Origin of the sequence: Rhodococcus sp. ACS1 (assembly GCF_002300155.1) — a bacterium.
Taxonomy (GTDB): Bacteria; Actinomycetota; Actinomycetes; order Mycobacteriales; family Mycobacteriaceae; genus Rhodococcus_F; species Rhodococcus_F koreensis.
In genome coordinates, this window is sequence record NZ_NSDZ01000002.1 from 545,776 (window position 1) to 569,925 (window position 24,150).

The window sequence follows — 24,150 nt, forward strand, 5'->3', positions numbered from 1 at the left end:
TCTCCTGTGGTCGAGGTTCGGGGAGTTCGGGTGGCCACCACAACTGCTGTGACGGCGAGTGAAATACACGTTATGGATCGGCGGCCCCCTTCCCAACGGGGCGGCGCCCCCTACTCGCGGACCCCGGTATCGGGGATCTCCCACCGGGGGTCGGAGCCTCGCCGTTAGGGGATGAGGGGGCATTAGGGGATCGGCCCCGTAACTGCCGTCGACCTGCGCATCGGCGTAACGAAACGGCCGCCGCACGCGACAATTCGAGTGACCACGACGGCCCCGGCCGTCACATACGACGGCGGCACCGTCCGCCTGACACAGGCGGCGTGACGCCCGCCCGGACCACAGGAGTGGAACATGGCTGCAGCGCTCGGCATCGGTGTCGGATCGGTCAATACGGTGGCCGCCGTCGACACGGACGGGGCGAGCGTGACGGATGCCGCCGACCTCACCGTCCTGTCCCGCGCGAGTGTTCTGCACCTCTCCCCCGACCGCGCACCCGTACTCGGCGCCGACGGCGGCGAACCGGATGCGGTGACGGTGTCCGACTTCGCGAACCGCGTCGGCGACCCGGTCGGGATCCTCACCGACGACGGCTCGACCTACTCCGGCGAAGACCTCGTGGCCACCGCCGTGAGCTGCATCGTGCACGAGGCGGCATCCGGCAGGCACGGCCTCCCGGCCACCGTCGTCGCCCACCCGACCGTCTGGCCGCCGTACACCGTCGGCGTCCTCGCCGACGCGCTCGAGCAGGCCGGCGTCGCGGACGCCACCCTCGTGTCGGAGGCGCAGGCGGTGATGACGTGGCTCGAACGGACCCGCGGCACCCTCGGCGACGCGTTGACCGTCATCTACGACCTCGGCGGCACCTCACTCGACATCACCCTGTTCCGTTCGGACGCACATGGCACGGAAACCGGGGTCCTCGGCAAGCCGGTGCGGTCCGAGGACTTCGGCGGCGCCCACTTCGACCACGCCGCCATGCAGTACGTCCTCGGCAACGTCGCCGACGAGTTCGGCGACATCGACCCGTTCGCCCCCGACACCGTCGCCGCGCTGACCCGCCTGCGGACCCGGTGCACCGCGGCGAAGGAGGCACTGTCCTCCGACACCGAGGCCACCATCGGCATCGAACTGCCCGGCATCTCCACCGATGTGCGGCTGGTGCGCTCGGAACTCGAAGACCTCATCCGCGAACCCCTCCAGGACTCGGTGACGCTGGTCCGCGAGAGCATCCACGCCGCAGGCCTCGAATCCAGCGACGTCACCCAGGTGGTACTCACCGGCGGCAGCGCCGCGATCCCGCTCGTCGCCGAACTTCTGTCCGCGGAACTGCGGGTTCCTGTCGTCGCGGCCGAACGTCCGGGCCACACCGCCGCCCTGGGTGCCGCGCTGCTCGCCGCCGACCGGGATGCGGGACGCGCCGCCGCCCCGACCGTCGCGCGGATGCCGGTCGTCGTTCCCACCGCCGCGCCTGCCACGGCAGCGCCCGCCGCCGTCCCGGCCGTCGAATCGGACGCCGACACCGTCGTCCTCGCCGCCCGGCCTCCCGCACCGAGACCCGTCGACCCCGCCCCCACCGGGATGTCGCGCAAGAAGAAGGCCGGGATCATCTCCGCATCCGTCGCCGCCATCGCCCTGCTTGCTGCGGGCGGGCTGTCGCTCGGCACGGTCTTCGACGTCGCACCGGCGTCCACATCCAGTTCGGGTTCGACCACCTCGCAGTCGTCGGGCACGTCGGCGGGCGCCGCCTCCACGTCCGGTCTTCCGGCGGAGGCCGCCGCGACAGGCGCCGTCGCACCCGGCACCGAGGCTGCGGGTGTCGCCGCCGCAACCGGTGTCCCCGGCACCGCGGCCGGCGTCGCGACTCCGGTCGCCGCACCCGGCACCGTCCCACCCGGCACCGTCGCACCCGCCGCGGCCCCACCGGCTGTCGCGGCGCCCGGCACGGCCCCGGCCCCCGCCGCTGCGGCGCCTGCCCCCGCACCCGCACCCGCACCGGCACCCGCACCCGCCCCCGCGCCGGCACCTGCGCCCGCTCCGGCACCGAGCGTTCCGTCCGACGGCGGCGCCGCGATCGCCAACACCATCGTCGGCGGTGCCGGCGCGGTGGGTAACACCGTCAACGGCGTGGGCGACACGGTCGGCGGCGTCGTCGGCGGAGTCACCGGCCTGGTGCCCGGCGTCCTCGGCAACGGCGGATAGGGCGACGTGTCCACGCTGCCCTCACCGCTCCCTCCCACGGAACTCGCGGACCTCGACAGCCCGCAACTCTCCGCTCTCGCACTGGTTCTACTCGGCAGCGACCTCGACGAGACCGTCGTCGCCCGGGTACTCGACGTCGAACCCGACCGTGCCCGCGCGGCCGTCGACGCGCTCCGTTCGGACGGCTGGGTCGACGAACGGGACACGCTGGTTCTCGCGGACCACACGCGCCTCATGACCACGCTCGGCGAGAACCGCCTGCACATGCTGGCCCGCCGCCTGCTCGCCCATCACGTCGACGGCGGAACGCTCACGCTTCCCGTCGCCCGCGCGGTGGCCGCGACCGGCACACCCAGCGAAAAATTGAGCCAATTCCTCTGCGCCCAGGCCGAACTCGCCGAACCGGCCGTCGCCGTCGCGCTGTACGCCGAAGCGGGCCGGGTCGGCAAGCTCCGCGACACGGCCGTCGTCGCGTACGCCGAGGCGAGCGCCCTGAACGGTGACCTCGACACCGCGGTCGGGCTGGCCGATTCCGTCCTCGAACGATCCGCGACCGTCGACGGCCCGGAACTCGCTGCGGCCGTACGCATTTCGGCCGCAGGCGCCGCGTTCTGCGGCATGATCGACCGCAGCGCCGAACTGTACGCCTGGCTCGGCGCGGACCGGGCGGGCGCCGACGCCCCCCTCGCCGCCTCCGTCCTCGTGGTCGCGGGCCGACTCGACGACGCCGAAGCCGTTCTCACGACGAGCGCGGGCGCACCCCCCACCGCCGCCACCGCCGGCGCCGCCCTCGTCGCGACCGGACTCGTGCAGTCGGTGACCGCGTCCGCGAATGCGGCACTGAACTCACTGACCCGCGCCCTGTCGCTGCCCGGCCGCGCGTCGCGGCCCCGGATGCTGCCCGACTCCCCCGCCGCGATCACCGCCCTCGCCGCACTCCACTGCGGCGAACTCGCCCACGCGGACGCCGTCCTCACCCGGGCCCGGGAAGCCGAGCGCCCCGGCAGTGTCACCGCGAACCGGCACCAACTGCTCACCGCGTGGACGTCGATGGTCCGCGGCGACCTCACGTCGGCGCAGTCCCGGCTCGACGGTCTCGACGCCGCGTCGATGCACCAGCGCGATCTGCTGTTCGTCCACGGCCTGCGGGTCGGGCTGGCGCGGCGCACCGGAGACAACGCGGCCCTGCTCCAGGCGTGGGCGGGCGCGCAGGGCGTGCTCGCCGAGTACTCGGTGGACCTGCTGAGCCTGCTGCCGCTCGGCGAACTGTGGCTCACCGCGATCCGGGTCGGCGAACCCGGGCGGATCACCCACCTCGTCGAGGACGCCCGGTCGTTGCTGCGGACCCTCGGCGAACCGGCGATGTGGGGGTCGGCGCTGCACTGGTACGGCGTGCAGGCCTCGATCCTCGCCGAATGCCCCGCCGATCTGATGCCCCACGCCCGCGCACTCGGCGAGGCCGCCAAGGTCAGCACGTACGCGTCCGGGCTCGCCGCCGCCGGTCGCGCCTGGCTGCGCGTGCTGCAGGGCGACATCGACGCCGCCACCGTCGAGGACGCGGCCCGCACCCTCGACCGGATCGGCCTGCCGTGGGACGGCGCGCGCCTCGCCGGTGAGGCCGCGTTGCGCGCCTCCGACACCCGGGCGGCGACCACCCTGCTGCAGGTCGCCCGGGCCCTGCGCCAGCCGACGTCCGCCGGCAACGGCACCGACTCCGCGGTCGTGCCGAGCCCGAGCACGCCGGGGTCGCTCACCGACCGCGAGGCGGAGGTCGCCGAACTGCTCGTCCAGGGGCTGACGTACCGGGAGATTGGGTCGCGCCTCTACATCTCCGCGAAGACGATCGAGCACCACGTCGCCCGGATCCGCCGGCGGCTGGGCGCCGGGTCGCGGTCGGAACTGCTGTCGATGCTGCGTGCGATGGGCCACGGGTCTGCGGCTCCGCCACCTGTGAGTGCTTGTTAACCGCCGGCGGTTAACAAGCACTCCCGGGTGCCGTATGTAACCATTCGGCATCGGCGCGCGACACACTGTGCACGTGGTGCGATGACGCACCTCTCGAACCGTGCCAGTAAGGATCTTCCATGACCACCGGAGTCGGACTCACCGTCGGCGATTCGGTTTCCACGGCGGTGGTGACCGCTTCCGGAACCGACGTGAGGACGATCGAACACCCGTCCGTGCTGTTCACGGCCCCGGACGGCACTGTTCAGCTCGGCGACCCCGGCACGGAGTCGACCGGCGCCGTCCGCGACTTCCTCGCACGCGTCGGTGAGCCCGCGGGCATCGAGTACGCGGGTTCCCTGACCCGCGCCGAGGACCTCGTCGCGACGGCGATGTTCTGCCTGTTCCGGGAGGCGTCGGACGGACTGTCCGGCACGGTGAAGGTCACCGCGACCCATCCGTCGGACTGGGCGCCGGAGATCGTCACGAAGCTGCGTGAATCCCTCGACTACATGGGTCTGGGCGACGCAACTCTCATCCCGGAGTCGGTGGCGCTCGCCGCGTCGCCGGAGTCCCCGGCCCACGGTGCGGCGCTGCTGGCGGCCGGGCTGGCCCTGACCGACGAGGACACGAGCGCCGACACCGAGTCGATTCCCGTCGTCGAGGCCCCGTTGCACACCGCGTACTCCGCTGTGACGGCGGTGCCCGCGGCGGCGGCTGCGTCCGCCGACGCGTCTCCGCCGGCCGAGACCGAGGCGAGCGCACCGACCGCAGCCGCCAAGCGCCCCGACCGTCGGCCACTGATCATCGCCGGTGTCGCCGCGGCCGCACTGGTGGTGGCCGGTGGGGCGGTCGCGTTCGCGCTCACCGGCAAGAACAGCACCGCGGTCCCGTCGATCCAGGACGCCCAGACCGCGTCGGTGACGACGTCGACCGCGCGACCCACACCGGTCGCACCCGCGGTCTTCCCGACGGCGAGCACGCAGGAGGTGGCCGTGACGACGGAGTTCGAGGCCCCGATCCCGGTCGCTCCCCCGCCCGCCCCGGTGGAGAGGACGTCCGTGTTCGTGCCGCCGCCCCCGCCGACGACGACCACGACGACGACGCCGGTGATCACCCTTCCCTCGATCACCACGGTCCCCCAGACCACCACGACGACCACCGCCGCGACGACCACGACGACACCGCCGGAGACAACCACCACCACCACGACGACGAAGGAACCGCTGGCCGCGACCACCACGACGACTCCGGTGCTGCCTGCGCTGAAAACGCCAGGTCAGTGAGGCTTCGGTCGCACCTCCCCGACGGGTCGACCCGTCCGTAGCTTAAGGTGGGGCGCTGATACCCACCCCAGAAGGAATCCCCAGTGAACGGATTCCGTGCAGAAGGGATTTCATGCGTAACGTGCTGGCGCACCGCGCCGCTGTTGTAGGCGCCTCGGCAATGCTTCTTCTCTTTCCGTTTTCCACTGCCGCCCAGGCCGACCCTGTTACGCAGCCCGACACCACGCAGCTGAGCGCCGACAAGTTGCCGGCCGAACTCGTCGAGGCCATTACCCGCGACCTGAAGATCAGCCCGCAGGAATACCTCGACCGCGCCGCGAAGGCACAGGAGCTGGGTAGTTACGCCGAGGATTTCCGGGAGCAGCATCCCGACGACTTCGCCGGGGCGTGGATCGGCCTCGACGGCAAGCCCGTCGTCGCGGTCACCACGAACGAGGCCGCCGACGCCGCAGCCAAGGCCGGGTACGACACCCGCATTGCGCCGGTGTCCGCGAACGGCCTGGAGAAGACCCTCTCCGACGTGAACGGCTGGATCGCGGGACTGCCGAAGGACGTGGCTTCCCAGGTCAACTCCGCGTCGATCGACGTTCTCGACAACCGCGTCGTCATCGACGTCGTCAACAGCCCCGTCGGCCAAGCGCTGAACCTGCCGACGCTGCTCGCCAACGTCAAGGTGATGCTGAGCCCCGGCGGCGGCGGTCCGGTGGAGCGGGGTCCCCTCGCCGGCGACACGTACATCACCACCGCGGGCGAACTGCCGAAGACGCCGATCTCGGAGATCTCCGTCTGCTCGCTCGGCTTCAACGCCGTCGACGACAGCGGCCAGGCCGTCAACATCAGCGCCGGGCACTGCAACCCCGCCGAGGGTCAGCAGTCGCCGGTGTTCCTCCCCAATCACCAGAACGTCGACGACAGCCAGCAGATCGGCGTGTTCTCGAAGTCGTCGGTGGGTAACCCGGCCGACAAGCTCGACTACTCGGTGATCAAGCTGAACGACGCGGGTGTCAAGGCCGGCCTGGACCGTCCCGCGGTGCGCGGCGCGAACGGCACCACCCTGGAGATCACCGGCACCGCCCGTCCCGTCGTCGGCGCCCCGATCTGCAAGTCGGGCCAGACGTCGTCGTTCACGTGTGGTGTGGTCGCCGCCGATCACGTCGAGACGCAGTTGTTCGTGGCCGACGGTTCGAGCCGCGTGATCAACGGTTTCGCGGGCACCGCCTGCACCCTCGCGGGTGACAGCGGCGGTGCCATCGTCACCGGCACTCTCGCACTGGGCATCACGAGTGGTTCCAATGCCAGCGGCGCCCCCAACTGCACGGAGGCGAACCTGGTGCTGGCACCGGAGGGTGGCACGGCCAGCCTCGGCATCCCGGTCGCGGACATCGTGGACACGGTCGGATCCGGGATGCGCGTGCGCACCATCTCCGACTAGTTCGCCACCGCTTTCACCCTGCGCCCGGTGCCCGTTTCGTCTCGGACACCGGGCGCAGGTGTGTGTACGGCAGAAGCGCCCCGGCTGTCCGGTGTCCGCTTTGTCCAGCGGCGTCGTCCGCCGAGAGTGTTACAGGTGGGAATAGACGGGGCGAACCCATATAGTCGACTCCGACTGTGTACGGCCTTACCTGTCAGGGGGGTCGTATTCGCGTGCGCCCGCGAGGCAACTGCGAACAAACAACATAGAAAGGCCCCCATGCGAAGCTCCATCGCACGTCGTGCCGCCGTGTTCGGCTCCGCCGCGCTGCTGCTCCTCGGTCCGGTCACCGCCTCCGCTCAGGCCGATCCGGTCGAGCCGGGAGTGTCCGGCCAGGCCGCCAAGCTGCCCGCGGAACTGATCGACGCAATTTCGCGTGATCTGTCGCTGAGCCCGGACCAGTACCTGGAGCACTCCGAGCTGGGCCAGAAGCTGGCCGAGTTCGCGAAGATCGCCCGCACCCAGTTCCCGGACGCCTTCGCCGGAACGTGGCTCGACAACGCAGGCACCCCGATCGTGGGGCTCGCCGACGGCGCCGACAAGGAGGCTGCGGTCGCCGCAGCCGAGAAGGCCGGCTTCCAGGTGAAGGATGTGGCGCAGAGCGAGAGCAGCCTGCAGCAGCAGGTGAAGTCGCTCGACGGTTGGCTCGACACCCAGCCGCCCGCCGTCGCCGATCTCGTTCGCGGCGTCGCCATCGACATCGTGAACAACGATCTCGTGCTCCGCGCCGACAACGTCGGCGGGTTGCAGCTTCCGGACTTCCTGAAGGGCGCCCGCGTCGTGCAGTCGCCTGCGACGGCCGCTCCATTGCCGTCCACCGATCTCACCCCCATCGCCGAACCGCTGCCCGCCGACGCCCTGCTGGGCGGCGACGCGTACGGCTCGCTCGGCGGCGGAGTCGGGCTGCGCTGCTCGCTCGGGTTCAACGGCACCGACGGCTCGGGCAGGCCGGTGAACATCACGGCAGGGCACTGCGACCCCAACCGGGCCGCTGCAGGCACCGCGGAGGCGTCGGAGGCGTTCTCCCTGGTCCCGGGTGGCACCGGTCCGCGGATCGGCACGTTCGCCAAGACCAGCCTGGACATCCACGACTACTCGATCATCCGGGCCGACGACGACGCCGCCCGCCGGTTCGAGAACAACGGCGTCCGGGTGCCCGGTGCGGCGCCGGTCGCGATCACGGGAACCGCCGACCCGGTCGTCGGCGCCCCGGTGTGCAAGTCGGGTCTGACCACCGGCTTCACCTGCGGTCGCGTCACGTCCGTGGCGCAGACCGTCTCCGTCGGTGAGCGCACGCTGGCCGACAGCTTCTCGACGAGCATGTGCGCCCTGCAGGGCGACAGCGGCGGCACGATCGTGACCGGCACGCTGGCCCTCGGAATCTCGAGCGCCTCCAACGTCGGGCAGTACCCGATCTGCCAGGTCGCGGACGTCGTCACGTTCGTCCTCGGCGAGAGCCCCGAGTTGTTCGCCACGCCGATCAACGAGGTGCTGGCGGAGAATCCGGGTCTGCGCGTCCGCACCTCGTAACGCAACGCCTACCGACGACGACGGCCCGCTTCCCTTCGGGGAGGCGGGCCGTTGTCGTCGGCGCACTGGTGGGCTGCGTACGAACCGATCAGGCGGTGGGTTCCGGCGCGGGCGGAACGAACGGCGTGTTGATGGTGATCAGGTACTGGATTCCGAGGATCACGAGCGCGGCGCCACCGACGAAGATGGTTCCGGCGAGCCCGCCGGCGGCGAATCCCGCCATGAGGCCGCCGAGGCATCCCACGGGAGTGCCGATCACGGTCACGGCGAGTAGCCCGCACCCGACGGCGAGACCCACGACGCCGAAGATCACCCCGAAGATCAGGCCGCCGATCAGCGTCGCGTAGCCGAGATAGCTGTTGAAGTCGGCCAGCGCGACGTCGTCGCGCTCTTTCTGTGTGTCGAATCCGTCCTGCGCCACCGATTTCAGTGACGCCGCAACGTCGTCGGGAATCTGCGGGGTGAGTTTCACCGTGCGGCCGTCGAGATCGGCGTCGATCGGATACACGACATCACCGAGCCGAATCGTGAGCGGCAGCGCAGCAACCACCTTGCCGCTGCCGTCCACCACCTCGATCGCTTCCCGGGTGTCGGTGATCCGGAACGCGCCCGCGTCGATCGACGTGATCACGGACTCACCCTCGGCGTGCGCCTTGTACCCGATGTCGGGCGAATCCTGCTGCGTCAGCGGCGCTGCATGTGCCGTCCCTGCGGAGATGCCGAGGGAGGCGACGACGAGGAACGCTGCTCCGGTGACGGCCCGCAGGTTCCGTGCAAACCGGCCGCTCATGCCGCGGGTGCCGGTGCGACGAACGGGCTGTTGATGGTGTTGAAGTACTGGATACCCAGGACGACCAGGGCGCCGCCGCCGACCACGATGGTGCCGGCGAGCGCGACGACGGGCGCCACGATCAGCGCCCCTCCGATGCATCCCGCCACCGGCCCGGCAAGACCGAGGAACGGAATCACCAGCGCCGCCGTGCCGGGGATGATGCCGACCGCGCAGCCGATCGCCCCGCCGATGATGGCGGCGACGATCGCGGTGATCGCGGTCGTGATTCCGAGTTGCTGCTGGAAGTCGTCGAGTGCGCGCTCGTCGCGTTCCTGTTTGTCCTGGGGTGCGGCGACGTCGTCGAGGGTCAGCCGTTCCGACACGGGGACGGGTGTCGCTGCGGAGGGATCCATGTTCGGGACGAGTCGCAGGACACGCGCGGACTCGTCGACCGCGACGGCGAAGGGATGCTGCAGGTCGTCGACCCGGAAGAACGTGGGAATGGACGCTACGACGCGGCCACCGTCGTCGACGACGTCGACGGTGTCGTTCGCGGCGTTGATCGAGAAGGCGCCGGCGTCGAGGGTGGCCACAGCGGCGTCGCCGTCACGAGCGGTCTGGTAGTTGATGTTCGGGATGCCCTGTTCCGCTGCCGGCCGGGGTGCGGCGGCTGGATCGGCGTATGACGTGGCCGCCCCGACTCCCATCGCCGCGACGACGAGCATGGATGTGGCAGTAAACCGTCGGAGGTTCATCGAGACCCGTTTCAAGAGCAGCGCTGTGACGGACGAAGGTTAGCCTAAGCATTGGCAAATCCGGCAGGCCAGCTCCGCCGCTGTGACGAGGTTCACTTTCGGAAAGTGCATACGACGACGAACCGCCCGCCTCCGGAAGGAGGACGGGCGGTGTCAGGGGTGCTGCAGCCGTGCGGCTACTTCACCCATTTCGTGGTGCCGGAAAGCGTGCAGACTTCTCGCGAAGACATCAGAGCAGCTTCGGACCGACAGTCACGATCGTGATCACGTAGCCGAAGATGTCGGCCAGGATTCCGAACAGTTCCGCCATGAATACTCATACCTCCCCTGGGCGCACGCGCCTCTGCAACCAGCTACTTCGAACCTTTGTCGTTCTTTGCCCAGACCGTGGTGCCATCGGGCGCCGTCAGAGTCTGCGCAAGCTGGATCCCCGCGACGACCAGGGTCGGACCACCGACGATGACGGTTCCGGCAATCGCACCGACCGCCGCGAACACCGGGACGGTGGCCAGCGCGACGGGCCCGGCAATCAGGCCGACCAGTCCGATCGCGCCGCCGACGACGGTGCCGGCCAGTCCACCGACCGCCGAGGCCAGTGCAAGCTGCTGACCGAAATTGGCCTGGGCGCGCGTGTTCTCTTCGACCGAGGCAACGTCGCTCAGCGGAAGATCGGCGTCCGCGATCGGCGTTGCCTTCGCGCGATCGATGACGGGAGTCAACGTGAGAGTCTTGCCGTCCTCGCTGACCTTCTCGTCGAACGGGAACTGCAGACCGTCGAAGCGGTACGCGAGGGGCAGCGAGAGGACGGCGTTTCCAGCGCCGTCCTCGAGTGAAACCGATTTCCGATCCGACGACACCACGAATGCGCCTGCGTCGATCTTCGTGACGACTGCCCGATCCTCCACCCGGGTCTCGTATGCGATGTCGGCTCCGGGCTCGGCCACGGGTTCCGCGATCGCCACCCCGGATCCGGCCGCGAGTGCACCCACCAAAAGTGCCGAAGTCGTAACGAAACGACGCAACTTCATTCCATCCCCTTAAGGTTCCAACCCCATCCGTTGCTAAACAGTAACTTGCCGCTGTGACAGATCCCAATTGAGTTTCGACTCGAGAAAAGCCGCTTCACCAATAGTCGACGAGGGGTTATGGAATTTCGGATCAGGAGCGGGGCCGGGACCGAATTCCAAGAATGGCACCAGTCGTCCATTCAGTAATTGCGACAGAAAGCGGGGAACCGGTCGGTTTCTTCGCGGAGGCGGCCCGCACACGACCCGGCCCCGCCGTGCATGACACGACGGGGCCGGCGGATCGAGACGAGGGCCCTACTCGTCCCTGTCCGCGTAGATCGACGTCCCCGGGGCGGCGTTGTACGTCTCCCACAACTGGTATGCACTGACGCCGAGAGTGGGGCCACCGGCGACGATGGTTCCCACTACCCCACCGATGCCCGCCCCGGTGACGAGACCCGCGACACATCCGGCGGGAAGTGTTGCGATACAACCGATTCCGGCACCGGCAATGGTTCCGATCAGGCTCCCGACCGTGACGGCGATACCCACCTGCGCACCGAACTGGCCGAAGGCCCTGTCGTTCTCCTCACGGGACGCGACGTCGTGGAACGGCAGCGGGAGTACCGCGGGTGCCGACGCGGTCGGCGCGGGCGCCACAGGGGCGGGTGTCGAAGCCGGCCCCGCGTGGGAAACTCCGGCAGCAAGACCCATGGCGGCAACCGCCAGGCCTGCCGTTACTGCAGCTCTTCTCACGATCATTGATGCCTCATTTCAGGACCGACGCGACGAAGTACTGATGTGATCGAAGTGCACTGCACGACCCCCGTTTGCGACCGCTGACCAGGGCCGGAAAACACGCTCAGAGTAACAGTGAAATCACGGCCGAAATGTTCATTGACGAAAAATTCATCGGGTATCGAGGCACCGGTCGGCAGTTGGCCGATCACAACGCAATTCGCATGAATTACATGGTGTGAATTACGTTCGGAAGGCGGATTTTCGGCAGCGGCGACATCGACGCTTCGGATTATTTGCCCGTCGTTATCCCGCCGCAACGCAACCGCGTCGAATTCGTGACGCAAACTGCGGCTGGAGCAGCCCTCGAGGGCTATTGGACGGCCCCGCGAGGCCGTCGGCCGAAGTTAGGGCGACCTTGGGTGAACGCCGCAAATTCGACCCTTTAACGTGGCGAACAGAAAGTCCGATTGTGGCATGCGCCACATGCCGCATCGGCGCCCCAGCTGCAGAAATGCCCCTGAACAGGGCTAAGTTACCCATAGGTAGGATAGATAAGTTACCAATGGGTAACTTAGCAAGCGTTAGGATCACGAGCAGTCCCGAGGTGGCCGCCCTGCCGCCCTGAAACGAAAGGCCGCGACATGAATGCCCTGACGATCACGTTGGGCACCATCGGCGTGCTGCTGAGCCTCATATGTTGGTTCTCCTTCATCACAGGCGCATTGAAGATGGTCAACGTCGTCCGGATCGGCCAGTCGGCCCCGGATCGATGGCACCCCTTCTTCCCGCGCTTCAAGCAGATGTGTGTCGAGTTCATCGCCCACACGCGCATGAGCAAGTTCCGCACCGTCGGCTGGGCCCACTGGCTGGTCATGGTCGGCTTCATGCTCGGAGCCGTCGTGTGGTTCGAGGCGTACGGCCAGACGTTCGACCCGGAGTTCCACTGGCCGCTGGTCGGAAACACCGCCGTCTACCACTTCGTCGACGAGATCCTCGGCCTCGGCACGGTCATCGGTATCACCACGCTGATCGTGATCCGCCAGCTCAACCACCCCCGCGTGCCCGCGCGGCTGTCCCGTTTCGGTGGTTCCGACTTCAAGGCCGCGTACTTCGTCGAGGCCGTCGTCCTCATCGAGGGCCTCGGCATGATCTTCGTGAAGGCCGGGAAGATCGCCACCTACGGCCACTCCAACCCGTGGACCGACTTCTTCACGATGAACCTCGCGAAGCTGCTTCCCGCGAGCCCGAACATGGTCGCGTTCTTCGCCTTCGTCAAGCTGATGTCGGGCATGATCTGGCTCTACGTCGTCGGCCGCAACATCACCTGGGGTGTCGCCTGGCACCGGTTCGCGGCGTTCGCGAACATCTACTTCAAGCGTGAGGACGACGGCGACGTCGCACTCGGCGCCGCCAAGCCCATGATGTCCGGTGGCAAGCCCATCAACATGGAGGACGCCGATCCCGACACCGACACGTTCGGCGCCGGCAACATCGAGGACTTCTCCTGGAAGGGCTGGCTGGACTTCACCACCTGCACCGAGTGCGGGCGCTGCCAGTCGCAGTGCCCCGCATGGAACACCGGTAAGCCGCTGTCCCCGAAGCTGCTCATCACGTCGCTGCGCGACCACGGTTACGCCAAGGCTCCGTACCTGCTCGCCGGTGGCCGCAAGGACATGGGCGGTGACGAGGTCGGCCTGGTGAACGGCGAAGGCGCCGTCGACGACGCCAAGCTGGCGGCGATCCCCGAGGCGGCCCGCCGGGAGGCCGAGCGCAAGCTGGTCGGCGAGACCGTCGAAGGCGAGCTGGCCCCGGTCATCGACGCCGAGACGCTGTGGAGCTGCACCAACTGTGGCGCGTGCGTCGAGCAGTGCCCCGTCGACATCGAGCACGTCGACCACATCATCGACATGCGCCGCTACCAGGTGCTGATCGAGTCGGAGTTCCCGTCCGAGCTGGCAGGCCTGTTCAAGAACCTCGAGAACAAGGGCAACCCGTGGGGTCAGAACTCCAAGGACCGTCTCAACTGGATCAGTGAGATGGACTTCGAGATCCCCGTGTTCGGACAGGACGCGGACAGCTTCGAGGACTACGAGTACCTGTTCTGGGTCGGCTGCGCCGGCGCCTACGAGGACCGGGCCAAGAAGACCACGAAGGCCGTCGCCGAACTGCTCGCCACCGCGGGCGTGAAGTTCATGGTGCTCGGCGCCGACGAGACGTGCACCGGCGACTCCGCTCGCCGCGCAGGTAACGAATTCCTGTTCCAGCAGCTCGCCATGCAGAACATCGAGTTGCTGAACTCGGTCTTCGACGGCGTCGAGCAGCGCAAGCGCAAGATCGTCGTCACCTGCGCCCACTGCTTCAACGCGCTCGGCAACGAGTACCCGGAGGTCGGCGGCGACTACGAGGTGGTTCACCACACTCAGCTGCTCAACCGCCTGGTCCGCCAGAAGAAGCTGATTCCGGTCGCCTCCGTCGGTGAGGACATCACCTACCACGACCCCTGCTTCCTCGGCCGCCACAACAAGGTCTACGACGCTCCCCGCGAGCTGATGGAAGCCTCCGGCGCGAAGCTGAAGGAAATGCCCCGTCACGGCGAACGGTCCATGTGCTGTGGTGCCGGTGGTGCCCGGATGTGGATGGAAGAGAACATCGGCAAGCGCATCAACATCGACCGGGTCGACGAGGCGCTCAGCACGGATCCGAAGAAGATCGCGACCGGCTGCCCGTTCTGCCGCGTCATGCTCACCGACGGCGTCACGGCTCGCCAGGAGTCCGGCCAGGGTGAGGGTGTCGAGGTCGTCGACGTCGCTCAGCTGATGCTCTCGTCCATCACGCGTCTCGAGCCGGAGAAGCTGACCGAGAACATCAAGGTCGTCCCCCGCGAGAAGCCGGCCGAACCGGCGGCAGCCGAGGCCAAGGCAGCGGTGGTCGAGAAGGAGCGCGTCGAAGAGGCCCCGGAGGCCGCTGCAACTCCGGCCGCCACGGAAGCTCCCGCGGGCAAGGGCCTGGCGATGAAGGGCCTGGCCAAGGCACCCGGCGCGAAGGCTCCCGGCGCCAAGGCACCCGGTCTCGGCATGGCGGGCGGAGCGAAGGCTCCCGGAGCGAAGGCACCCGGCAAGGGTCTCGGCATGGCCGGTGGGGCGAAGGCTCCCGGCGCCAAGAAGGCTGCTCCCGCCGCGACGGCTGACGCAGGCTCCGATGCTCCGGCAGCGGAGGCACCCAAGCCGAAGGGCCTCGGGCTCGCCGGTGGCGCGAAGGCACCGGGCGGCAAGGGTCTGCAGATGAAGGGTGCCGCCAAGGCACCCGGCGCGAAGGCCGCCGCTCCGGCCGCCGACGCACCGGCCGCGGAGGCTCCCGCCGTCGAAACGCCCGCTCAGGACGCGCCCGCAGCGAAGCCGAAGGGACTCGGACTCGCGTCCGGCGCCAAGGCACCGGGCAAGGGCCTGCAGATGAAGGGCAAGGCGAAGGCTCCCGGCGCGAAGGCTGCCCCCGCTGAGCCGGCGGTCGCCGAACCCCAGGCTGCCGCACCCCCGGCAGCCGCACCCCCGGCTGCCGAACCGGAGGTCGCCGACACCTCCTCCGCTTCGGAGGCTCCCGCGGCCGAGGCTCCGAAGGCTCCTCCGGTGGCGAAGGCCGGTGGGCTCGGTTTCAAGAGCGGTGCCAAGGCTCCCGGGGCCCGCAAGTCCGCAGCGCCCAAGGCCGCAGCACCGAAGGCCGAGGCACCCGAGGCTTCCCCTGCTGAAGCACCGAAAGCCGAAGCACCCGAGGCCGAGGCTCCGAAGGTGGAAGAGTCGAACGGCGACGGGTCCAACGGCAAGGCACCGGAGACGGGGCAAGCCCCGCCGCAGGCCAAGCCCGGTGGACTCGGTTTCAAGGCCGGCGCGAAGGCACCGGGCCGGAAGAGCTAGCCGACAGCAGTGAACAGCGACGCCCCCCACCAGTCACGGTGGGGGGGCGTCGCTGGTCTCTACCGCGGTCCGGCGCCGCCGCGTCCCGGAGTTCCGCCGCGCATCGGCTGAGCGGGCGCCGGGTTCTGCACGGTGTATTCCTGCACCGAGTCGTCCTGCGCGGTGTCGTCCTGCGCAGTCTGGTCGGCGGACGATGCCTGTTCGACGGACGAGGTGGTGGTCGTCGTCGCCGAGGGCGTGTCGTCCTGGCCGATCAGTTGAGTCGCTGCCGCGCCGCCGCCCAGGAGGACGAGAGCGGCGGCACTCGCCGCGACCATCCAGCCGCGGATGCCCGACTTCGGTGCCTTCGCGACCGGGACAATTGTCGGCGTGACGACTGTTGTGGTCGACGCAACGGGCCTGGTCGGCACCCCGGCGGATGCGGAGGGAGGCAACACACGCGACGCTGCCGCCGCGATCGGTCGCGGCGCCGCCGGTGGCCGGACCCGCGGTCCCGGCGCCGACATCACCCGGGAACCCGACTGCCGGAGCGATGCCCGCTCGGCGATCACCGCCGCGCCGCGGGCGGACGCCGTCGCCGGGTCGGGCGAGACGACGAGGGGGACGCCCACGGCTGTCGACAGCACTTCCGTCACGAGTGGAACCGCCGCTCCGCCGCCGAGGAGCACGACGGCGTCGACGGGGGTTCCGGTCTCGGCGAGTCGTTCGAGTTCGCGTGCCACCGCGTTCGCGGCGTGGGTGAGTGACTCGCGGATGACGTCCTCGAATTCGGAACGCATGACACGTATCTGGCGGCGGATGCCGGGGAGCTCGACGGTCACCGCGGCCGAGGTGTCCTGCGACAACCGCTCCTTCGCGACCCGGCAGCGGGCCGCGAGTTCGGCCAGCGCCGCGCGGTGCGCGGGATCGTCGACGTCGAAGTCCGGGTTCGCGTTCTGCACCAGTGCGACCACATGCCCCATCAGTTGTCGATCGGCGTGAGCCCCGCTGAAGTCGGTGCTCCGCGTCGACGGAAGAACATCGAATTCGTCGCCGCGCCGGGTGCCCACGGTCAGGTCGAGGGAGTGGGCTCCGACGTCACACAGCAGCACGGTGTCGCAGTCGTCGAGTTTCTCGACCCGGGCGACCCACGTGAGTGCCGCAGTGGTTTCGGGGATCACGGTGACGGTGCGGTTCTGCAGCAGACCCCAGCGGCGGATCTCGTCCTCGAGTTCCTCCACCGCATACCCCGACCAGCCCGCCGGACCTGCGACCACCACATGGTCGGGCGCCGGGGTGCGGCCCCGAATCAGACAGTCGAGCGCCGTGGTCACCAATTGCACGGCCGGGGTGCGGGTCCCGTCGTCACCGATCACCGGAACGGGGTCACCGACTCTGTCGATGAAGTCACGAAAGACGATGCTGCCCTGAGGAAGCGGACCGACACGGTGCGATCCGAGGGTGGGTGCGCTGCTGGACGACAGCGCGAGTTCGGCGGAGTGCCGCACCACCGTGAATCCGTCGTGCTCGTGGTGCGCCTGCGATTCACCGTGCATCTGTGCGGACACGAACGAGTCGGAACCCATACTGATCCCCATCGATGTCCGCATGTCGTGATCTCCATTCCGTGGTACGGCAGGCGACTTTCCTGCCGATCGAAACGCTAGACCGCCTTCCTGTACCGACCGCTGTGCGCTTCCTGCGATGTTCCTGTGTGCTCGGCGGCGCACGCCCCTAGGGAAGGTGCAGCGTCCTCCCATGGTCTTCCCAGGAATGGCCCATAACGTCGTCGGCAGTCGCCTCGAAGGGGCAAACCCGAGATGAAGGAGCACTCATGACGAGAAGCGAAATCCACCCGTCGGCCGTCCTCGAACACGACGTCCCCGCCCCGCACGCCGCGATCGACGCACGGGCACCGCAACCCGACCTGGGCGGCGCGCCCCGTGCGGCGGACCTTCTCCGCGACGGACTCGACGGACTCCTGCGCGACCTCCGCCCGGCGAACCCCAGCGGCGGACATCCTGCTCAGCACACTGAGCCGCAACAGAATTCGCACAACGGTCCCCGCGAGAACGACGGTCGTGCGTTCGAGAACACCAGCCAGCAGAACACCGGCGGCGACGAGACCAACCACCAGGACAATGCCGGCCACCGCGACGACGCAAGCCACCACACCACCGACACCGGCAACCAGGCCCACGCGAACAACGCCACCGACCACGACGGACGCACCGACGGCCATAACGTCGCGAGCCACGAGAACGCCCAGTCCGGACCGTCGGCGTCGTTCTCCAACCCGGGCCGCGGTGAGTCGGCCGTGAACTCGGGCGCCGCGTCCGCGTCCCAGCCCGCATTCGGCCAGGGCAACCCGGTTGCGACGCAGCCGTCGAGTCTGGCGCCGACGTCGCCGATTTCCGCGCAGACGTCGCCGGCCGTGCAGCCCGCCACGTTCGGTCCGGCGACGAGCGCGGCGCCCGCAACGGCGGCGTCCGCGGCCCAGCCGATCACGGCGACCCCGGTGTCGACCCATTCCGATGCGGCGGTGACGTCGCAGCCTCTCGCCACCACGATCCGGCAGACGAACACCGAACCGGCCTCGGTGACGACGTCGTCCGAACCGGACCGGAATCAGAGTCAGAGTCAGAGTCAGGTTGCGGACCAGCAGAACACGCGGAGCGCGGAGGCTGCCTCGGTCACCGGCGACGAGGGAACGCGAGCAGCATCGACGGACACCACCCCGACCGACTCCACCCCGACCGACTCCGCCACGCAGAACGCGACGGCACCCACCGCTGATCTCGGACGAACCGAGGCGACAACGGCAACGACCGGCAACACCGACAACCATGCGACGACCACCGCGACCCAAACACCGGACGCGACCACCACGACAACCCCGGCGACCGCGCCGGCCGCCGACCTCGGCCACGCCCAGACGGCCACCCCGTCCACTGCGACCACCACCACCACGACGGCGAGCAGTGACCTCACGTCGACGGACCACGGTTCCGCGGTCAGCACGCTCACGGACACGGCGTCGGACACCGGTCTCAGCCATGACACCGCAGCCACCGACACCGCCACCACGGCAACCACCGACACCGCGACGGCGTTCGACGCGACGACCTCGCACGACACCACTACCTCGTACGACGCGAGCACCACGTACGACTCGGGCACCGCGCTCGACACCGGCACGTCGCTCGACGCGACGAGTGCGACGAGCCTCTCGTCGGGGTTGACCGCCGATTCCGGCAGCACTCTCGACACCCACGATCAGAGCGTGACTGCGACGACGACCGTCGACCAGCACATGTTCTGACCTCGACGTGGCGGGACCGCCTACTCCCCTGCAGCGGTCCCGCCACTCCCCTCGCTCGAATGCCCGTCACCGACTCTTGCGGAGATCATGAACGCCACCCTCGAATCCTCAGCCGCCACCGCCCCTGTGCACCCGAATCTTCCCGCCGAGACCACTGCGTCGATGACGGCTCTGCTGTCGCAGTTGGCGGCACTGACCCGGACTGCGGGTCGCGGTGATCTCCTGACCCGGCTGTCGCACACCGAGTCTCGTCTCACCGATCCGCGGACGCGGGTGGTGGTGCTCGGCCTGACCGACAAGGGTGTCAGTTCGGTGGCGGGTGCGCTCGTCGACGCGGACGTGTCGGCGACGGCGCGGTCCCGGAACGAACCGGTGGTCGTCGAGTACGGACCTGTCGCGTCGGATCCGGATTCGACGGTCACCCTCCCCCACGATCTGCTCGCGGAGGGTCTGGTGCTGGTCGACGCACCCGGTTTCTCCGGTCATGCTCCGGCCCGCGCGGCGGACACGCTGGCACTGGTCCCCACGGCGGATGCGGTGCTGTTCGTCTCCGATGCGAGTCAGGAATACACCGAACCCGAGGTCGCCCTGCTGACACAGGTGCACAAGCTGTGCCCGATGGTGATCTGCGTCGTCAACAAGATCGACTTCTATCCGCGGTGGGCGGACATCCAGAAGGCCAACCGCACCCACTTGCAGAATGTGGATCTCGCGCTGCCACTGCTCCCGGTGTCCGCAATGATGCACGCGGACGCTCTCGAGGCGGGCGACGACGCGCTCGACGTCGAATCCGGCATTCCGCAGCTGGTCGACTATCTTCGCAGTCAGGTCGTCGCGAAAGCGGATGTTGTGCTCCGTAATTCGGTGATCGCCGACGTGCGCACCGTGACCGACCACCTGTCGCTGTCGTTGAGCTCGGAACTGGACGCGTTGCGCGATCCGCAGCGCGGCGCCGCGCTCGTCGAGCAGATGACCCGGGCCCGCGCGGCGGCGGATCAGCTCCGCCAGCGGTCCGCGAACTGGCAGTACACGCTGGCCGACGGCGCAATCGAGTTGATGACGGACATCGAACACGACCTGCGTCATCGTCTGCGCACCGTGATCCGCGCGGCGGAGGAGGACATCGGCAAGTCCGATCCGGCACCGCGGTGGGAGGAATTCGGTTCCTGGCTCGACAGCGAGATCGCGACGTGTGTGCGGGAGAACTTCGTGACGGCTCACACTCGTTCGCAGGCCCTCGCCCTCTCGGTCGCGCAGCGTTTCGCCGAGGACGGCAGGGTCCCGGTTCCCGCGCTGCGCATCGACAATGTGGATCACGTGCTCGAACCCGTGAACACTCTCGAATCCCTGGAAAGTGCACAGGGTTTCACACAGCGCGTGCTGTCCAGCATGCGCGGGTCGTACGGCGGCGTGCTGATGGTCGGTCTCGTCACGAGCCTGGCAGGCCTGGCCCTGGTGAACCCCTTCTCGATCGGCGCGGGAGTGCTGCTCGGCGCCAACACGTATCGCGAGGACCGCAAGGCGCGCACCGCCCGCAGGCAGGCGGAGGCGAAGGTGGCGGTGTCGAGACTGATGGACGACGTGATCTTCCAGGTGGGGAAGGAATCGAAGCAGCGGCTGCGGGAGGTGCAACGCGTCCTGCGCGACCACTTCACCGATCTGGCGAACGAGATGCTCCGTTCCGTCGACGATTCGCTGCGCGCGGCGACGGACGCGTCGAAGATGCACGACGATCACCGTGCCACGCGGTCGGCGCAGATCCGCACGGAACTCGACACGTTGCGGCAGATCCGCGTGCAGGCCGCCGGCTTCGCGGGGCCGGTGGCGGCATGAGCGTCACTCGCCTGGGCGTCCAGACCCGCCAGCTGATCGATGCCGCCCGGCACGAACTGCGCGGCGACCCCGCATCCGTCGACGTACTCCGGCACTGCGGGGCCCGCCTCGAGGAACCGCTGCGCGTCGCCCTCACCGGCACGCTGAAGGCCGGGAAGTCGACGCTGCTCAACGCCCTCGTCGGCGAGGAGATCGCACCCACCGACGCCACCGAGTGCACCCGGGTGGTCACCTGGTTCGAGCAGTCCGCCACGCCGCGAATCGATCTCACCCACGACTCCGGACGCCGCACGCGACTGCCCGTGCACCGGGACGAGGGCCGGCTCTCGCTGGACCTGGGCACGGTGACCGCGGATCGGGTGGAGCGGCTGCAGGTGGGGTGGCCGTCGGCGCTGCTCGGCGAGTTCACGCTCGTCGACACGCCGGGAACGTCGTCGAACTCGCGGGACGTGTCGGCGCGGACCCGGGCGCTGCTCCTCCCCGAGGAGGGCCCGTGCGACGTCGACGCCGTCGTCTACCTGACTCGGGGCACCGACGGCGCGGACGTGCGGTTGCTCGACCAGTTGCAGACCCGGGTCGGCACGGCCGCCGGTCCGCTCGGCATCGTCGGTGTGCTGTCGCGGGCCGACGAGGTGAAGGGCGGCCGCGAACGCACCCTCGACGCGGCCCGGGCCGCCGCCGACGATGCCGGTCGCCGGGTGCAACGCAGCCTGCTGCCCGTGTCGGGACTTCTCGCGCTGCGCGGTCGCACTCTGCGTCAGACCGAGTTCGACGACCTCGCGGTGCTCGCCACCGTTCCGGAGGGCACCCTCGAGTCCGCGCTGCGTTCGATCACCCGGTTCACGGCGGCGGACACCGATCTCGTGCTGTCGCCCGGTCAGCGACGCGACCTCCTCGAGAGTTTCGGCCTGTTCGGTATCCGGTTCGCGGTCATGCTGATCCGTGCGGGCGCGACCGACGCTCCGGCGCTGGCCCGCGAGCTGACGGCGCACAGCGGCCTCGAGGATCTGCGCCGCACGCTGCACCTGCAATTCGGTCAGCGCAGCACCGAACTGAAGGCGCACTCGGCGCTCCGCACACTGAAGGCCGTGCTGGCCCGGACCCCGTCGTCGGCGAGCCGCAGCCTGAGCCGGGCGGCGGATCGCCTGCTCGCGGACACCCACGTGTTCCGGGAACTGCGGGTGCTGTCGGGCCTGCGCTCGAGCGGTCTGCAGCTCCGGGACTCGGACGTCGTGCTGCTCGAGCGGGTGCTCGGCGGTGAGGGCATGTCGCCGCACACCCGCCTCGGCATGCCCGCCGACGCCGCCCCGGAGCAGATCTCGCGCGTCGCGCTGACGGCCCTGCGGTTCTGGCGGTCCCAGGCGGGGCGCCCGACCATCGACACGGCGACGGTGCAGGCGTGCGCGTGTGCGGCGCGTTCCTGCGAGGCCCTGCTCGCCCGATGAACGCGTCTACCCCTCGGGTTGCCACAGTTCGAGTCGCGGAATGTCCGGCGGCTCGAATCCCAGTACCTGCCCGTAGAAGGACAGTTCGGCGTTACGGGAGCTGATGAGGGTGGCCAGCTTCCGGAATCCGTGCGACTCCCCCTCGTACTCGAGGTACGCGTGCGGGATGCCCTTCTCCACGAGCGCATCCCGGAACCGTTCCGCCTGCGACGGCGGCACGATCGGATCGTCGAGCCCCTGCAGCAGCAGGACCGGGCAGTTCAGCCCGGCGACGTTGTTCAGCGGCGCCCGCTCGGCGTAGAGGTCGGCGGCCTCGGGCAGCGGGCCGATCAGGCCGTCGATGTACCGGGACTCGAAGTCGTGCGTCTCTTTCACGAAACCGTCGAGTTCGGCCACACCGAAGTAGGACGCACCGCAGGCGAACACGTCCGACGTCGTCAGTGCGGCGAGCACGGTCCAGCCGCCGGCGGATCCGCCTTCGATCGCCAGCCGGCGGGGGTCCGCCATCCCCGCCTCGGCCAGACCGGTCACCGCGGTCACCACGTCCTCGACGTCGACGACCCCCCACTGGCCCCGTAGCCGGTTGCGGTATTCGCGCCCGTACCCGGTGGACCCGCCGTAGTTCACGTCGACGACGCCGATGCCGCGGCTGGTGAAGAACGCGAACACGGGATTCAGCGACGGTGCGACCCGTGACGTCGGTCCGCCGTGCACGAACGCCACGTACGGCGGCAGTTCCCCGTCCTCGCCCCGGTACCGCGGGTGCCGGGGTGGGTAGGCGATCACATGGACTTCGCGGTCGGCGCCCTGGAACGTCAGCTGCCGGGCTTCGGGAAGGTACGCCGCCTCGGGCAATTCGGTGACGGACAGCCTGACGGTGCGGAGTTCACCGGTGTCGAGGTCGAGTTCGCGCAGGCCCGACGGGGTCTGGGCGCCGCCGGTGAGCAGCAGGATCCGGTTGCCGTTGCGATCCCCGAGACCGATGCTGGTGAGTCCGTCGAGCGGGATGTCCACCAGCGAACCACTGGCCGGATCGAGCACGGCGAGGGTGTCGGTGCCGAACGTGCGCACGGTCAGCAGTGTGCCGTCGTCGCGGCGGGTGTGCCAGCGGCCGCCGAGCATCCACAGGGCACCGCCGAAGTCGGCGTCCATCGGGCACAACGCCACCGGTTCGGGGTCGTCGATGCCGACCCGGTAGAGATTCCACCAGCCGCTGCGGTCGCTGATCGTGTACAGCTCGGTGGGCCCGACCCATTCGGGTTGCAGCACCGATTCCTCGGTACCGCCGAGAAGTGTCCGCACTTTTCCGGTGACGCGGCCGCCCTCGACGGCCACGACCCTGAGCTCGGTGCCGTCCCACGGCATCTGGGGGTGGTCCCATGCGATCCAGGCGAGGTGTCTGCGGTCCGGAGACAGCCGCGGATTGGCCAGGAAGTCCGAGCCGGCGACGACGGACCGCACCCGATGCGGGTCGTCGGCCGCCGACCCGTCCAGCGGGACGACGCAGATGTCGCGGGAGACGCCGCCCTCGGTGTCGTGCGTTTCGCGGACCGCCCACACCTCGCCGTCGACGACCGACAGGTCGCCGTACCGCAGCGAGCAGGTTTGCGGCGGTTCCGGTGTCAGCGGCGCCGGTGTCCCGCCTTCCAGCAGGTACAGGCGCTGGTCGCTGAATTCGGCGAACACGAGGCGGCCGGCGTCGGTGACGGTCCAGGCGCCGCCGCCGTACTCGTGGACGCGGGTGCGTGCGTTCCACGGCGCGGGCAGGACGTCTTCCGGTTCGCCGTCGAGGCCGAGGCGCCGCACCGCGACCCGCCCGCCTTCGCTGGGCCGCAGTTCCGACCACCACACGTCGTCGCCCACGTACCGGCCACCCTCGACGGGGTGGCCGCTGGAGGCGAGGTCCGCCGCCGCGATCGGAGAGGGCCAGGAACCGTAGGGCGCAGAGGTCATCCGCC

At 69.3% G+C, this 24,150-nt stretch carries 15 protein-coding genes; 9 read left to right on the forward strand and 6 right to left on the reverse strand.

The genetic code is table 11. From position 1 onward, the window contains the following. The first annotated feature begins 351 nt into the window (after positions 1-351). From CJ179_RS09850 to CJ179_RS09870, 5 genes are all read left to right on the forward strand, one after another. Positions 352-2,199, forward strand: a complete 1,848-nt coding sequence (locus CJ179_RS09850; protein WP_095861303.1) for an Hsp70 family protein — start codon at positions 352-354, stop codon at positions 2,197-2,199. Positions 2,200-2,205: 6 nt separating this feature from the next. Further along, on the forward strand, positions 2,206-4,164 hold the full coding sequence (locus tag CJ179_RS09855; protein ID WP_095861304.1) for a LuxR C-terminal-related transcriptional regulator: 1,959 nt from the start codon (positions 2,206-2,208) through the stop codon (positions 4,162-4,164). A 119-nt stretch (positions 4,165-4,283) separates the two neighbouring features. Beyond that, on the forward strand, positions 4,284-5,429 hold the full coding sequence (locus tag CJ179_RS09860; protein ID WP_095861305.1) for a hypothetical protein: 1,146 nt from the start codon (positions 4,284-4,286) through the stop codon (positions 5,427-5,429). A 112-nt stretch (positions 5,430-5,541) separates the two neighbouring features. Next, complete coding sequence (locus CJ179_RS09865) at positions 5,542-6,861, forward strand: S1 family peptidase (RefSeq protein WP_072937433.1); 1,320 nt, start codon at positions 5,542-5,544, stop codon at positions 6,859-6,861. 258 nt (positions 6,862-7,119) lie between these two features. Next, on the forward strand, positions 7,120-8,430 hold the full coding sequence (locus tag CJ179_RS09870; protein ID WP_095861306.1) for a S1 family peptidase: 1,311 nt from the start codon (positions 7,120-7,122) through the stop codon (positions 8,428-8,430). Between the two features lie 88 nt (positions 8,431-8,518). Here the strand turns inward: CJ179_RS09870 and CJ179_RS09875 are convergent, their stop codons facing one another. The 4 genes from CJ179_RS09875 to CJ179_RS09890 all read right to left on the reverse strand — a co-directional run bounded on the left by CJ179_RS09875 (position 8,519) and on the right by CJ179_RS09890 (position 11,726). Beyond that, complete coding sequence (locus tag CJ179_RS09875) at positions 8,519-9,220, reverse strand: hypothetical protein (protein WP_095861307.1); 702 nt, start codon at positions 9,218-9,220, stop codon at positions 8,519-8,521. After that, on the reverse strand, positions 9,217-9,927 hold the full coding sequence (locus tag CJ179_RS09880) for a hypothetical protein (RefSeq protein WP_241031512.1): 711 nt from the start codon (positions 9,925-9,927) through the stop codon (positions 9,217-9,219). Before CJ179_RS09880 ends, CJ179_RS09875 begins: the two co-directional genes overlap by 4 nt. 383 nt (positions 9,928-10,310) lie before the next feature. Further along, positions 10,311-10,985 carry a hypothetical protein gene (locus tag CJ179_RS09885; RefSeq protein WP_072937437.1) on the reverse strand — a complete coding sequence of 225 codons (675 nt, stop codon included), beginning with the start codon at positions 10,983-10,985 and terminating at the stop codon, positions 10,311-10,313. A 294-nt stretch (positions 10,986-11,279) separates the two neighbouring features. Further along, positions 11,280-11,726, reverse strand: a complete 447-nt coding sequence (locus tag CJ179_RS09890; RefSeq protein WP_095861308.1) for a hypothetical protein — start codon at positions 11,724-11,726, stop codon at positions 11,280-11,282. A 620-nt stretch (positions 11,727-12,346) separates the two neighbouring features. Between CJ179_RS09890 and CJ179_RS09895 the strand changes: the two genes are divergently transcribed. Next, the gene (locus tag CJ179_RS09895) at positions 12,347-15,613 is read left to right on the forward strand and encodes a (Fe-S)-binding protein (protein ID WP_095861309.1); all 3,267 of its coding nucleotides are present in this window, start codon (positions 12,347-12,349) and stop codon (positions 15,611-15,613) included. 59 nt (positions 15,614-15,672) lie between these two features. Here CJ179_RS09895 and CJ179_RS09900 read toward each other — a convergent pair whose 3' ends face one another. Continuing rightward, complete coding sequence (locus CJ179_RS09900) at positions 15,673-17,202, reverse strand: Hsp70 family protein (RefSeq protein WP_257015399.1); 1,530 nt, start codon at positions 17,200-17,202, stop codon at positions 15,673-15,675. A gap of 224 nt (positions 17,203-17,426) precedes the next feature. On the opposite strand from CJ179_RS09900, the gene CJ179_RS09905 reads away from it, so the two are divergent. The 3 genes from CJ179_RS09905 to CJ179_RS09915 all read left to right on the forward strand — a co-directional run bounded on the left by CJ179_RS09905 (position 17,427) and on the right by CJ179_RS09915 (position 22,192). Next, positions 17,427-18,914 (forward strand): hypothetical protein, encoded by a 1,488-nt coding sequence (locus tag CJ179_RS09905; RefSeq protein ID WP_095861311.1) that lies wholly within the window; start codon positions 17,427-17,429, stop codon positions 18,912-18,914. An 87-nt stretch (positions 18,915-19,001) separates the two neighbouring features. Next, on the forward strand, positions 19,002-20,747 hold the full coding sequence (locus CJ179_RS09910; protein WP_179377548.1) for a dynamin family protein: 1,746 nt from the start codon (positions 19,002-19,004) through the stop codon (positions 20,745-20,747). Next, positions 20,744-22,192 (forward strand): dynamin family protein, encoded by a 1,449-nt coding sequence (locus CJ179_RS09915; RefSeq protein ID WP_095861312.1) that lies wholly within the window; start codon positions 20,744-20,746, stop codon positions 22,190-22,192. Before CJ179_RS09910 ends, CJ179_RS09915 begins: the two co-directional genes overlap by 4 nt. Before the next feature lie 6 nt (positions 22,193-22,198). Here CJ179_RS09915 and CJ179_RS09920 read toward each other — a convergent pair whose 3' ends face one another. Then, on the reverse strand, positions 22,199-24,145 hold the full coding sequence (locus tag CJ179_RS09920; RefSeq protein ID WP_095861313.1) for a prolyl oligopeptidase family serine peptidase: 1,947 nt from the start codon (positions 24,143-24,145) through the stop codon (positions 22,199-22,201). Between the last annotated feature and the right edge of the window lie 5 nt (positions 24,146-24,150).

What these genes read in the sequence shown, in the direction of transcription:
- CJ179_RS09890 (WP_095861308.1), bottom strand. Translation starts at nt 11,726, where the DNA reads ATGATCGTGAGAAGAGCTGCAGTAACGGCAGGCCTGGCGGTTGCCGCC.
- CJ179_RS09915 (WP_095861312.1), top strand. Translation starts at nt 20,744, where the DNA reads ATGAGCGTCACTCGCCTGGGCGTCCAGACCCGCCAGCTGATCGATGCC.
- CJ179_RS09860 (WP_095861305.1), top strand. Translation starts at nt 4,284, where the DNA reads ATGACCACCGGAGTCGGACTCACCGTCGGCGATTCGGTTTCCACGGCG.
- CJ179_RS09880 (WP_241031512.1), bottom strand. Translation starts at nt 9,927, where the DNA reads ATGCTCGTCGTCGCGGCGATGGGAGTCGGGGCGGCCACGTCATACGCC.
- CJ179_RS09850 (WP_095861303.1), top strand. Translation starts at nt 352, where the DNA reads ATGGCTGCAGCGCTCGGCATCGGTGTCGGATCGGTCAATACGGTGGCC.
- CJ179_RS09875 (WP_095861307.1), bottom strand. Translation starts at nt 9,220, where the DNA reads ATGAGCGGCCGGTTTGCACGGAACCTGCGGGCCGTCACCGGAGCAGCG.
- CJ179_RS09905 (WP_095861311.1), top strand. Translation starts at nt 17,427, where the DNA reads ATGACGAGAAGCGAAATCCACCCGTCGGCCGTCCTCGAACACGACGTC.
- CJ179_RS09865 (WP_072937433.1), top strand. Translation starts at nt 5,542, where the DNA reads ATGCGTAACGTGCTGGCGCACCGCGCCGCTGTTGTAGGCGCCTCGGCA.
- CJ179_RS09895 (WP_095861309.1), top strand. Translation starts at nt 12,347, where the DNA reads ATGAATGCCCTGACGATCACGTTGGGCACCATCGGCGTGCTGCTGAGC.
- CJ179_RS09920 (WP_095861313.1), bottom strand. Translation starts at nt 24,145, where the DNA reads ATGACCTCTGCGCCCTACGGTTCCTGGCCCTCTCCGATCGCGGCGGCG.
- CJ179_RS09900 (WP_257015399.1), bottom strand. Translation starts at nt 17,202, where the DNA reads ATGCGGACATCGATGGGGATCAGTATGGGTTCCGACTCGTTCGTGTCC.
- CJ179_RS09870 (WP_095861306.1), top strand. Translation starts at nt 7,120, where the DNA reads ATGCGAAGCTCCATCGCACGTCGTGCCGCCGTGTTCGGCTCCGCCGCG.
- CJ179_RS09910 (WP_179377548.1), top strand. Translation starts at nt 19,002, where the DNA reads ATGAACGCCACCCTCGAATCCTCAGCCGCCACCGCCCCTGTGCACCCG.
- CJ179_RS09885 (WP_072937437.1), bottom strand. Translation starts at nt 10,985, where the DNA reads ATGAAGTTGCGTCGTTTCGTTACGACTTCGGCACTTTTGGTGGGTGCA.